Source organism: Bradyrhizobium sp. Kon56 (assembly GCF_055807635.1).
The window spans coordinates 50,157-61,238 of sequence record NZ_JBVVOU010000027.1; the positions used below are offsets into that span (position 1 = coordinate 50,157).

Here is an 11,082-nt window from a genome sequence, read left to right on the forward strand (position 1 = left end):
GGAGGGGTCGATGAAGCCCGTGGGCACGATTGAGCCGAACTGGCAGCTCTGCAGCGATTGCGCCGTCCGCGCATCAGCGGTTTGCTCGTCGCTGGATGCGGTCGAGCTTCGGGAATTCGAGCATCTCGGTCGGCGCGTCCATTTTTCCTCAGGCGAGACTGTGTTCTCCGAGGAGGACATCACGACCTCGTTCTACAATCTTCTTGAGGGCGTCATGCGGCTGTATAAGCTGCTGCCCGATGGCCGCCGGCAGATCGTGGGCTTTGCCTTGCCCGGCGATTTCCTGGGGATGAATATTTCGGGCAGGCACAATTTTTCGGCCGATGCGATCGGCGCGGTGACCGTATGCCAGTTCGCGAAGTCACCCTTCGGCCGTTTCATCGAGGATGGGCCGCATCTCCTCAGGCGGATCAACGAGCTGGCGATTCGCGAGCTGAGCCAGGCTCGGGACCACATGGTCCTGCTCGGCCGCCGTTCGGCGGACGAAAAGGTTGCGCCCTTTCTGCTCGGCTGGCGCGAGCGGCTGGTCTCGCTGAAGCGGGCGTTGGACACGGTTCCGCTTCCAATGAGCCGCCAGGACATCGCCGACTACCTCGGTCTGACCATCGAGACCGTCAGCCGCACCTTCACCAAGCTGGAGCGCCACGGCGTGATCGAGATCATTCATGGCGGGATCAGCCTGCTCGATCCGGCGAAGGTCGAGGCCTTGGCCGCAGCCTGATTCCGACGCAGCGCTGCTCGATTTTGATCGGGATCAATGCATTCGGCCGCCTGCCCCGGATAATGCCTGAAACCACAGCGGAGGGCATCATGCCGGCTGACGCGTTGCTTATGAGCACCATTGTCGTGGCAATCTTTGTCACATTCGCCGGGGCTCTGGCCTGGGCAGACCGGCAAACCAGTGCAGGCCGGCCCGAGTCGGACGTCAAGCGTCGAAGCTTCTGAGATCACCGTCCCATCTTGCGGCGCCCGCGGGGCGGGCTATGCCGTGCGAGTTCGGGACGGTTGGCCGCGCCTCAACGCAAGGTGGCGTGCGGCACTTGCAACTCTGCATCGACTGGGACGCATTGGCTCATCCTTCGGCTGCCGGCTTTAGGCCTGACCGCGGCATTTTCGCCGCGTTTGCCTCAGATAGGGCGCATGCTTTCCGGTTGAAAAACTGGGCTACACTGACTACGCAGGGACCCCAGTGCCTCGCAGTCTTAGGAGCCCAATGGCGTGCCTCAGGACAAGACCGGCGACGACCCCCGACAAGCGGCGGGGAATAAATTATCGGTCCTGCGCAAGCACCCGATCTTTGCGGATCTGGAGCCGGAGGCGCTGGATCAGCTCTGCCGTTACGCCAAGCACACCACGGTGAAGCGCGGCGCGACGATCGCCGCCAAGGGCGATCCCGGCAACAATCTGTTCGCGGTGATCACAGGGACGGTGAAGATTTCCTCTTCGTCGCCCGACGGCCGTAACGCCATTCTCAATCTGATCGGTCCCGGAGAGATCTTCGGCGAGATCGCGGTGCTCGACGGCGCCCCCAGGTCGGCCGATGCGACCGCCAACACCAATTGCGAGCTCTACATCATCGATCGCCGGGACTTCCTGCCGTTCGTGAAGAGCCAGCCGGCGCTCGCGATGAAATTCATCGAGCTGCTCTGCGCGCGACTGCGCTGGACCAGTCAGCAGGTCGAGCAGGTGATCCTGCAAAATCTGCCGGGCCGGCTTGCGAGCGCGCTGCTCGGCCTCACCGAAGAGCGCAAGTTCGACTCCGGCAGTGGCACGCTCGCCATCACGCAGCAGGAGATCAGCGAGATGGTGGGCATGACGCGCGAGAGCATCAACAAGCAATTGCGCGCCTGGGCGGGCCGCAACTGGGTTCGCCTCGAGCACGGCGCCATCGTCGTGCTCGACATTAATGCCTTGCGCGAACTCGCCGAGAGCGGGCTCGACAGCTAGCTGTTGATGATCGCGACGGCGCGGGTCCAGCCCGCGGAGGCCCGCTCGATCTTCACCGGAAAGCACGAGACGGTGAACCCGGTCGAAGGCAGCTGGTCGAGATTGTGCAGCTTCTCGAGGTGGCAATAGCCGATGTGCCGCCCCGCCTTGTGGCCCTCCCAGATCAGGCCGGCATCTTTCGTTTCGGCATATTTCTTCGCGGTGTGGACGAACGGTGCGTCCCAGCTCCAGCCGTCGGTGCCGGTCAGCCGCACGCCGCGTTCGAGCAGATACATGGTGGCCTCGTAGCCCATGCCGCAGCCTGAGCTGACATAGTCGGCTTGGCCGAACCTGGCGCCGGCACCGGTGTTGACGACGACGATCTCCAGCGGCGACAGCGCATGCCCGATCCGCCTCAACTCCTTCTCGACGTCGTCGGCGCTCGCCACATAGCCGTCGGGCAGATGCCGGAAGTCGAGCTTCACGCCGGGCTGAAAGCACCATTCCAGCGGGACCTCGTCGATCGTCCATGACCGCTCGCCGCGATTCATGGTTGGATGGAAGTGCCAGGGCGCGTCGAGATGCGTGCCGTTGTGGGTCGACAGCGAGACCTGCTCGACGGCCCAGCCCTGGCCGTCCGGCAGGTCCTGTGCCGTGAGGCCGTCGAAGAACTGCAGCATCCGCGGCAGGCCCTGCTGGTGATCGATGTACTGGATCGTCGGGTGATTGCCCGGCGGATCCGCCGTCACGTCGTTTCTGAGCGGCACGGAGATGTCGATCAGCTTCCGCGGCATAGGCATTCCTCGGGATGGTCCGTTTTGCTTCGCAGCATCTTGAGGGGGCCGCACCGGCGGCGTCAAGCAACGCGCATGAACGCTTGCAGCGTCAGACGACAGATGATTTCGGAAAAACTGGACGAGGAGCCGGCTGTCTGCCCAAAGCCGGTCTCATCCATCGATGCAACTCTAGCATTGATCGATGCCGGATTTGGCTTGGACAGAGAATGCCGCGCGCCCTAGGGACGACGATGGCGCTTGACTTCACACCGGAAGTGGAGCGACCCAAGGCGGCCCGCAGCATCTGCCCAACGATATAATCACCTCAGGAGGAAGCCCAGATGAAGATACTCACCGGCGTCATCGCAGCCGCTCTGCTGGCGGTCTCAGCCCCCTTGGCGACCGCACGCGATTTCCGTTCCGCCGACATCCATCCCGCCGATTATCCAACCGTCGAGGCCGTCAAGTTCATGGGCAAGCAGCTCGCCGCGGCGAGCGGCGGCAAGCTCGGCGTGAAGGTGTTCCCCAACGGTGCGCTGGGCTCCGAGAAGGACACCATCGAGCAGCTCAAGATCGGCGCCCTCGATATGATGCGGATCAACGCATCGCCCTTGAACAACTTCGTGCCGGAAACCATCGCGTTGTGCCTGCCCTTCATCTTCCGGGACACGCAGCACATGCGCACTGTCCTTGACGGCCCGATCGGCGACGAGATCCTGGCGGCTATGGCGCCCGCAGGCCTGATCGGCCTTGCCTATTACGACAGCGGCGCCCGGTCCATTTACACCGTCAAGGTACCGATCAAGTCGCTCGCGGACGTCAAGGGTCTGAAGATTCGCGTCCAGCAATCTGACCTGTGGGTCGGCATGATCCAGAGCCTCGGGGCCAATCCGACCCCGATGCCCTATGGCGAGGTCTATACCGCTCTCAAGACCGGTCTGGTGGACGCTGCCGAGAACAACTGGCCCTCTTACGAGTCCTCGCGCCACTTCGAGGCCGCCAAGTTCTACAACGTCACCGAGCACTCCCTGGCGCCCGAAGTTCTCGTGATGTCCAAGACGGTCTGGGACACGCTGAGCAAGGAGGACCAGGCGATGGTCCGCAAGGCGGCCAAGGAATCGGTGCCCGTCATGCGCAAGCTCTGGGACGAACGCGAGCAGGCCTCCCGCAAGACGGTCGAAGCGGCCGGCGTTCAGGTCGTGACGATCGCCAACAAGGCGGAATTCGTCGACGCGATGAAGCCGGTGTACGACAAGTTCGCGGGTGACGAGAAGCTGAAGAGCCTCGTCAAGCGTATCCAGGACACGAAGTAAGGCCATAGCGTCGGTCCGGCGTTGCCGACTGGCGACGCCGGACCGACGCATTGGACGCGCGCAAGGAGACTTGCAAGGAGACTTGGATGACAGACCCTCACGTCGCAGACCACGAACTGGACGTAGCCGGACGCCCGTCCACCGGCTTGCTGTCCCGGATCAATGCTCCGGTCGCTCGGCTAGGGATGTACCTGTCGGTGACCGGGCTGCTCGTCATCGTCACCATCGTCTTCTACCAGGTGTTCGGACGTTACGTGCTCAATTCCAGCCCGACCTGGACGGAGAACCTTGCGTTGGTTCTGATCCTGTATGTCACGTTGATCGGCGCCGCCGTCGGCGTGCGCGATGCCGGGCATATCGGCATGGACAGTTTGCTGGTGATGCTGCCGGATCGCGCGCGGGAGAAGATCGAGCTTGTCATCCACGTCCTGGTCGCCGGCTTCGGCGTCGCGATGGCCTATAACGGCTGGATCCTCGGAGCGTCGGTCGGAACCGTGAAGATCCCCAATCTCGGGCTGCCCGAAGTCATCCGCTACGTGCCGCTGATCGCCTCCGGCGTCCTGATCGTCTCCTTTTCAATCGAGCACATCATCGCTCTCCTGCGCGGCGAAGAGGTCGTCCCCTCATGGAACTGATCATCCTCGGCGCCACTTTCTTCGGCTTCCTGGTCCTCGGCGTCCCGGTCGCGTTCGCGATCGGCCTCTCGGCGATTTGCACCATTCTCTACGAAGGCCTGCCGGTCGCCGTCATCTTCCAGCAGATGATGTCGGGGATGAACATCTTCTCCTTCCTCGCCATCCCGTTCTTCGTCTTCAGCGGTGAGCTGATGCTGCATGGCGGCGTCGCCGACAAGATCGTGCAGCTCGCCAAGAATCTCGTCGGACACATCCGCGGCGGGCTTGGCATGTCGAACGTGGTCGCCTGCACGCTGTTCGGCGGCGTGTCCGGCTCGCCCGTGGCCGACGTGTCGGCGATGGGGGCGGTGATGATCCCCATGATGAAGAAGGAAGGTTTCGACACCGACTACGCCGTCAACGTCACCACCCATGCCTCGCTGGTCGGAGCGCTGATGCCGACCAGCCACAACATGATCATCTATGCGCTCGCCGCCGGCGGCAAGGTCTCGATCGGCGCGCTGATCGCCGCCGGGCTCCTGCCGGCCCTGGTGCTGATGGTGTGCATGCTGGTCGCCGCTTACGCGGTCGCGGTGAAGCGAGGCTATCCGGCCGGCAAGTTCCCGGGCTGGCCCGCGGTTTTTCGCTCGCTCGCAGCCGCTCTGCCCGGCCTTCTGATCGTCGGCATCATCCTGGCGGGCATCCTGTCCGGCGTGTTCACGGCCACCGAATCCGCGGCCGTCGCGGTCACCTATACGATCCTGCTGACGTTCTTCATCTACCGTACCATGACGTTGCCGAACTTCCTGCGCGCCGCGGCCAAGGCGGTGAAGACCACGGGCGTGGTGCTGCTGCTGATCGGCGTCTCCACCATGTTCCAGTATCTGATGGGACTTTACGAGGTGGCCGACTTCGCCGGCGAGATGATGAGCAAGGTCTCGACGCAGCCCTGGGTCATCTTCCTGCTCATCAACGTCATCCTGTTCGTGCTGGGCACTTTCATGGACATGGCGGCGACCATCCTGATCTGCACGCCCATCTTCCTGCCGATCGCGATGAAGGCGGGCATGGACCCGGTGCAGTTCGGCATGCTGATGCTGATCAACTGCGCGCTCGGGCTGAACACCCCGCCGGTCGGGACCACGCAGTTCGTGGGCTGCGCCATCGGCGGCATCTCGGTGGGCGCGGTGATGCGCACCATCCTGCCGTTCTACGCCGCCCTGATCGCAGCTCTGATGTTCGTGACCTACGTCCCCGCCTTCTCGCTGTGGCTGCCCCGCCTGTTGATGGGCTACAAGGGATAGCAGCAATACAGGAGAATCTATCCGTGACTGACTATCGCAAGCTCTTCGATCTCACCGGCAAGACGGCCGTGGTGCTCGGCGCGGCCTCGGGCATCGGCAAGTCGTCGGCCGAGGCGCTGGCCGGGCTCGGCGCCCGTGTCGTCTGCGCCGATCGCGCGATTGACGCCGCCGAAGCAACTGCCGCCGGCATTCGTGAGAAGGGCGGCTGGGCCGAGGCGGCTGGGTGTGACGCCGCGAGCGCTGCGGACGTCAATGCGCTGGCCAAGACCGTGATGCAGAAATTTTCGCGGCTCGACATTGCGGTGACGACGCCCGGGCTCAACATCCGCAAGACCATCCTCGACTACACCGAGGAGGATCTCGACCGCGTCCTCAACCTCAACATCAAGGGCACGGTCTGGTTCTTCCAGGCCTTCGGCCGCATCATGGTCGAGCAGAAGGGCGGCAGCATCATTGCCTGCTCCTCGGTACGGGCGGTGACCATCGAGCCCGGCCTCGGCGTCTACGGCTCGACCAAGGCGGCCATCGGCCTGCTGGTGAAGGGCTTTGCCTCCGAGGTTGGACGCTCCGGCGTGCGCGTCAATGCGATCGCGCCGAGCATCGCCGAGACCGCGCTGACCGGCCCGTTCAAGCAGCGTCCCGACATCTACAATCTCTATGCCGGCCACACCGTGTTCAACCGCTGGAGCAGCGCCGACGAGGTCGCGACGGCCGTCGCCTATCTCGCCTCGGACGCCGCGAGCTATGTCAGCGGCAGCACGCTGTTCGTCGATGGGGGCTGGACGGCCGTCGACGGGCCGCCGACCGGCCTCACCCAGTTACACAAATAAAGCGGTTATCTAGCCGGCAAAGCCGGCGCGCTGGCGCAGATCCTTGCGGTCTGCGCCGGTCAGCAACGCGATCAGCGCGGCCGCCTCTTGCGGATGTGCGGCCCGCGTGGTCACGCCGGCCGTGTACATCGTCACGAGCTCGCAGCCCGGCGGCAGCGCTCCTGACAGTGCGATGCCGTCGGTCGCGATGATCTCGGTCGCCTGCGTGCAGCCGATCGGATGTTTGGCGCTGGATGCCGCAAGCTCCCGCATCGCGGTCGTGCCGTTCGGAAAGATCTTCAGGCGCGAGGCGACCTCGTAGGCGATGCCGAGCTGATCCAACACCTTTGCAACGTGCTGTCCGGCGGTCGAGGCTTTCGTGCCCGGGACGTAGATCGCATCGGCGCTTCGCAGCACCTCGCGCAGGTCAGTTTCGGTCGTCACCGTCACCTTGGGATCGCGGCTGCGGACCGCCAGCGCCGTTTCGACTCGCCCGACATTTGTGATTGAGGAGGGGACGACGAGCGTCTCTTCGGCAAGCTTTGCAAGCAGCGCCTGCGTCAGGATCACCAGATCGGCCGCCGTCCCCGCGCGCAGCTTGTCGGCCATGATGCCGACCGCGCCGAACTCGCCGTCGATGCCGAAGCCGGTCTGCGTCTTGAAGGGATCGCTGAGGCCGCGCACCAGGCCTTGCGCCGCGCCTCCGCTCAAAATGCTCAGTGTCGTCACGATGCCAGCTCCATGGCTGCAATGATCTTGTCGCGGGTGATCGGCAGGTCGCGCACGCGCACGCCGAGGCAATCGTAAACGGCATTTGCGATCGCGGCCGTCACCGGGCCGTGGGCGGCCTCGCCGGCGCCGACGGGCTCGATCTCCGGCCGCTGAACGATCTCGACATCCACCATTGGCACCTCGCTGAAGGTGAGGATCGGATAGTCGGTCCAGGACGTCGATGTGACGCGCGTTCGGTCGAAGCGGACGCGCTCCTTCAGCACCCAACTCGTCGCCTGGATCGCGCCGCCCTCGATCTGGTTGATGACGCCGTCCGGGTTGATGGCCTCGCCGACATCGACCGCCAGCGTCAGCCGCTTGACGCGGATGTCTTCAGTGCCTTCGACCTCCGCAATGGCGGCGCAATAGGCCCCCATGTTCTTGTAGCGGGCGAAGCCGACGCCATGACCGATGCCGGCCTGCTTCTGCGGTTTCCACTGCGCGCGTCGTGCCGCGGCCCGGATGACGTCCTTCGCGCGTTCGTCGCGCAGATGGCGCAAGCGGAACGCGATCGGGTCTTCGCCGCGCAGTGCGGCGATCTCGTCGAGCAGGGACTCGATCGCGAACACATTGCCTTGTCCGCCGAGCGTCCGCAACGCCGAGGTCCGCACCGGCATGGTCAGCAGCCGGTGGCTCGTGACCGTCCAGGCCTTGAGGTCGTAGAGCGGAACGGAGTTGCGGTCGCCGCCGCCGCCATTGGCCGCCGGCGGATTGGTCGAAATCATCCGCGGGTAGGGGTTCGTGATCTCGGTTGCGGCGAGCAGCGCGGGCTGCGCCGCGCGCCCCGGCCGCGCCGCGTGGCCGTTGCTCCAGATCGCATGGCGCCAACCGACGATCTCGTTGTCCGCGTCGAGATCGGCCTCGATCTCGATCGCCATCGCCGCGCCAAACGGCGCGTGGGACATCTCGTCGTAGCGTGACCATTGCACCCGCACCGGACGGCCGCCGGCAGCCTTCGCCAGCAGCACGGCATCCAGCGCGACATCGTCAGCGGCATTGTGTCCGTAGCAGCCCGCGCCTTCCATGTGCTCGACCACGATGTTTTCTGGCGGCAGCTTGAGCACGATCACGAGGTCGGCCCGCAGCAGGTAGACGCCCTGGCTGTGCGTCCACACGTGGACGCGGTCACCGTCCCATCGGGCCATCGCACAGGATGGAGCGATCGAGGCATGCGCGATGTAGGGACGGATGTATTGCCGGCGGAGGGTGCGCGCAAGCTTGGGTGTCGCCGCAGTCGTCCGGACATCGATCACGGTGGTCTCGACCGGCTGGCTCTTCAAGAACCCGGCGAGATCATTTTCATCCGGCAGCGGCTCGCCGGCCGACCATGTCGCCCCCTTGCGCAAGGCTTTCAGCGCGGCTTCCGCCGCTACCTCGCTGTCGGCAACCACGCCGGAAAAGCCGCCGTCGCGGACGATCGCGACGAGGCCGGGAACGGCTCGCGTCGCGGTCTCATCGAGCGCAATCAGCCTGGCGCCCGAGATGTCCGGCCGCAGCACGCGTCCGTGCAGCAGGTCCGGCAGCGGACAGTCATGAATAAAGCGCGGCCGTGCGAATACCTTGTCCGGAATGTCGACGCGCTGGACCGAATGTCCGGCCACAGTGCGCTTGGCGACAATCTTCGCTGTCGCGCCCGCATTGGCGTCGTGGTCGAGCGAAACGTCGCAGGCCAACTCCCAATAGCTGGTCCTGACATTGCCGGGGCCCGAGATCGTGCCGTCACTGATCTCGAGCAGCGATGCATCGACACCGAGACGTTCGGATGCCGCGGCGAGGAAGCGCTGGCGCACCTCGGCACAGGCGTGGCGCAGCGCGCGGCCGGACTGCTGGATCGAAAGGCTGCCCGAGGTGACGCCCTCGTTCGGGCTTGCCGCCGTGGAGGCGCGGATCATCTCGATGCGGCCGATATCGACGTCGAGTTCGTCGGCTGCGATCTGCGCCAGGGCTGTGACGATGCCCTGGCCGATCTCGACCTTGCCGGGCGAGATCGCCACACCGCCGTCGCCGACGAGCTTCACCCAGGATGACAGCTTGGGAGTGGCCGAAAGGCTGACCGGCAGTCTCGGGGCAGGGGACGGCGCACTCATGATGTCGCCATCTCCGCGGCCGCCCGCAGCACGGCGCGGACCATGCGGTTGTGCGATCCGCAGCGGCACAGATTGCGATCAAGCGCAGTTTTCACCTCCGCCTCCGTCGGCGACGGATTGCGCTTCAGCAGCGCCGCCGCGCTGATCAGGATTCCCGAGACGCAATAGCCGCATTGCATCGCCTGCTCGGAGATAAAGGCGCGTTGCAGCGGATGCGGTTGGTCCGCGGTGCAGAGGCCTTCCACCGTGACGACCTCCTTGTTGGCGACCGACCACATCGGCATGTCGCAGGAGGCCATCGCGCGATCACCGACCATGACATGGCAGGCGCCGCACTCGCCGGCCCCGCAGCCGAAATGCGGACTTGTGACGCCGAGCCGGCCGCGCAGCACATCGAGCAGCGTCTGATCCGGATCGGTCTCGACGGCCGTCGCCGTGCCGTTGAGCTGGAATTGAATGGTCGGCATTGTCGCGCTACGGCCTCAGGACTTGTCGAACTTCTTGACGACGTCCGCCCATTTCTCGATGTCGCCGCGCAGGAATTTGTCGAATTCCTCCGGCGTCATTGACATGGGCATTGCACCCTGCGCAGTCCAGAGCTTGACGATGTCGGGCCGCTTCACCATTGCGTTCACGGCGGCATTGAGCTTGTCGATCACGGGTTTCGGCGTGCCGGCCGGAGCCATCAGGCCGAGCCAGATCGTGGCTTCATAGCCTGCGACACCCGCCTCGATCGCTGTCGGCACATTCGGCAGCACGGCTGAGCGCTGCTTGCCGGTGGTCGCGAGCGCGCGGACCTGATTCTCGCCGATGTTTGGCGCCATTGCCGGCACCGCATCGATCATCATCTGCACCTGCCCGCCGATCACGCCACTGCGGGCCTCGCCGCTGTTGCGGTAGGGGACATGGACGAGATCGATGCCGGCCATCGCTTTGAACAGCTCGCCGGCCATGTGATAGGGCGTGCCCTGGCCGGAGGAGGCGTAATTCAACTTGCCCGGCTGCGATTTGGCGAGGGCGACGAACTCCTGCAACGTCTTCGCTGCGACTTGCGGGTTCACCACGATGACGAGATCGGAAGAGTTCACCGGTGCGATCGGCGCGAGGTCGCGCATCAGCTCGTATTTGCGCTTGTCCGGCGTCAACAGCGATTCGTTCGCGGTCTGGGTATTGGACATCATCAACAGCGTGTAGCCATCGGCGGGCGACTTCGCCGCTTCGACCGTGCCGATGACGCCGCCCGCGCCGGTGCGGTTTTCGATCACGAAGGGCTGGCCAAAACTCTCCTGGAGCGCATTGCCGATCTGCCGGGCCGCGACATCGGCCGGCCCGCCGGCGCCGAAGGGCACGACGATCCGGACCGCGTGGTTGGGATAGTCCTGCGCCAGGGACGGTGCTGTGGAGCACGCGCTGAGCAGGCCGGCAGCCAGCGCCAGCATCAATTGTCGGGCCGTCACACCCACCTCCCTGATGTCGCTCTTG

The 11,082-nt window shown here is 64.9% G+C and carries 11 protein-coding genes; 6 read left to right on the forward strand and 5 right to left on the reverse strand.

What is annotated here, in order from left to right; genetic code table 11:
- Window positions 1-10: 10 nt before the first annotated feature.
- Window positions 11-721 carry a helix-turn-helix domain-containing protein gene (locus tag AC0L3B_RS30880; protein ID WP_473381590.1) on the forward strand — a complete coding sequence of 237 codons (711 nt, stop codon included), beginning with the start codon at window positions 11-13 and terminating at the stop codon, window positions 719-721.
- Window positions 722-1,218: 497 nt separating this feature from the next.
- A complete protein-coding gene (locus AC0L3B_RS30885; protein ID WP_018454810.1) occupies window positions 1,219-1,947 on the forward strand; it encodes a Crp/Fnr family transcriptional regulator in 729 nt (242 codons plus the stop codon).
- Here AC0L3B_RS30885 and AC0L3B_RS30890 read toward each other — a convergent pair.
- Window positions 1,944-2,720, reverse strand: a complete 777-nt coding sequence (locus tag AC0L3B_RS30890; protein ID WP_473381591.1) for a cyclase family protein — start codon at window positions 2,718-2,720, stop codon at window positions 1,944-1,946. The two genes, AC0L3B_RS30885 and AC0L3B_RS30890, sit on opposite strands and share 4 nt — an antisense overlap.
- A gap of 323 nt (window positions 2,721-3,043) precedes the next feature.
- On the opposite strand from AC0L3B_RS30890, the gene AC0L3B_RS30895 reads away from it, so the two are divergent.
- The 4 genes from AC0L3B_RS30895 to AC0L3B_RS30910 all read left to right on the forward strand — a co-directional run bounded on the left by AC0L3B_RS30895 (window position 3,044) and on the right by AC0L3B_RS30910 (window position 6,763).
- Window positions 3,044-4,015 carry a TRAP transporter substrate-binding protein gene (locus AC0L3B_RS30895; RefSeq protein WP_473381592.1) on the forward strand — a complete coding sequence of 324 codons (972 nt, stop codon included), beginning with the start codon at window positions 3,044-3,046 and terminating at the stop codon, window positions 4,013-4,015.
- Window positions 4,016-4,101: 86 nt separating this feature from the next.
- On the forward strand, window positions 4,102-4,650 hold the full coding sequence (locus AC0L3B_RS30900) for a TRAP transporter small permease (RefSeq protein ID WP_026232817.1): 549 nt from the start codon (window positions 4,102-4,104) through the stop codon (window positions 4,648-4,650).
- The gene (locus tag AC0L3B_RS30905; RefSeq protein WP_247297019.1) at window positions 4,641-5,933 is read left to right on the forward strand and encodes a TRAP transporter large permease; all 1,293 of its coding nucleotides are present in this window, start codon (window positions 4,641-4,643) and stop codon (window positions 5,931-5,933) included. The genes AC0L3B_RS30900 and AC0L3B_RS30905 overlap by 10 nt, the downstream gene beginning before the upstream one ends.
- Window positions 5,934-5,956: 23 nt before the next feature.
- On the forward strand, window positions 5,957-6,763 hold the full coding sequence (locus AC0L3B_RS30910; protein WP_473381593.1) for an SDR family NAD(P)-dependent oxidoreductase: 807 nt from the start codon (window positions 5,957-5,959) through the stop codon (window positions 6,761-6,763).
- A 9-nt stretch (window positions 6,764-6,772) separates the two neighbouring features.
- Here the strand turns inward: AC0L3B_RS30910 and AC0L3B_RS30915 are convergent, their stop codons facing one another.
- From AC0L3B_RS30915 to AC0L3B_RS30930, 4 genes are read right to left on the reverse strand one after another with little or no spacing between them, the layout of a single operon-like run.
- Entirely contained in the window at window positions 6,773-7,471 is a 699-nt protein-coding gene (locus AC0L3B_RS30915) for a molybdate ABC transporter substrate-binding protein (RefSeq protein WP_473381594.1), read from the reverse strand.
- Window positions 7,468-9,600 carry a xanthine dehydrogenase family protein molybdopterin-binding subunit gene (locus AC0L3B_RS30920; RefSeq protein WP_473381595.1) on the reverse strand — a complete coding sequence of 711 codons (2,133 nt, stop codon included), beginning with the start codon at window positions 9,598-9,600 and terminating at the stop codon, window positions 7,468-7,470. Before AC0L3B_RS30920 ends, AC0L3B_RS30915 begins: the two co-directional genes overlap by 4 nt.
- On the reverse strand, window positions 9,597-10,067 hold the full coding sequence (locus tag AC0L3B_RS30925; protein ID WP_473381596.1) for a (2Fe-2S)-binding protein: 471 nt from the start codon (window positions 10,065-10,067) through the stop codon (window positions 9,597-9,599). Before AC0L3B_RS30925 ends, AC0L3B_RS30920 begins: the two co-directional genes overlap by 4 nt.
- Before the next feature lie 15 nt (window positions 10,068-10,082).
- Window positions 10,083-11,039, reverse strand: coding sequence for a tripartite tricarboxylate transporter substrate binding protein (locus tag AC0L3B_RS30930; protein WP_473381604.1), 957 nt, complete (start codon window positions 11,037-11,039; stop codon window positions 10,083-10,085).
- Between the last annotated feature and the right edge of the window lie 43 nt (window positions 11,040-11,082).

Bases quoted from the DNA above. Each gene is read 5' to 3' on its own strand.
- AC0L3B_RS30880 (WP_473381590.1), top strand. From the start codon at position 11: ATGAAGCCCGTGGGCACGATTGAGCCGAACTGGCAGCTCTGCAGCGAT.
- AC0L3B_RS30890 (WP_473381591.1), bottom strand. From the start codon at position 2,720: ATGCCGCGGAAGCTGATCGACATCTCCGTGCCGCTCAGAAACGACGTG.
- AC0L3B_RS30895 (WP_473381592.1), top strand. From the start codon at position 3,044: ATGAAGATACTCACCGGCGTCATCGCAGCCGCTCTGCTGGCGGTCTCA.
- AC0L3B_RS30900 (WP_026232817.1), top strand. From the start codon at position 4,102: ATGACAGACCCTCACGTCGCAGACCACGAACTGGACGTAGCCGGACGC.
- AC0L3B_RS30905 (WP_247297019.1), top strand. From the start codon at position 4,641: ATGGAACTGATCATCCTCGGCGCCACTTTCTTCGGCTTCCTGGTCCTC.
- AC0L3B_RS30920 (WP_473381595.1), bottom strand. From the start codon at position 9,600: ATGAGTGCGCCGTCCCCTGCCCCGAGACTGCCGGTCAGCCTTTCGGCC.
- AC0L3B_RS30925 (WP_473381596.1), bottom strand. From the start codon at position 10,067: ATGCCGACCATTCAATTCCAGCTCAACGGCACGGCGACGGCCGTCGAG.
- AC0L3B_RS30930 (WP_473381604.1), bottom strand. From the start codon at position 11,039: ATGCTGGCGCTGGCTGCCGGCCTGCTCAGCGCGTGCTCCACAGCACCG.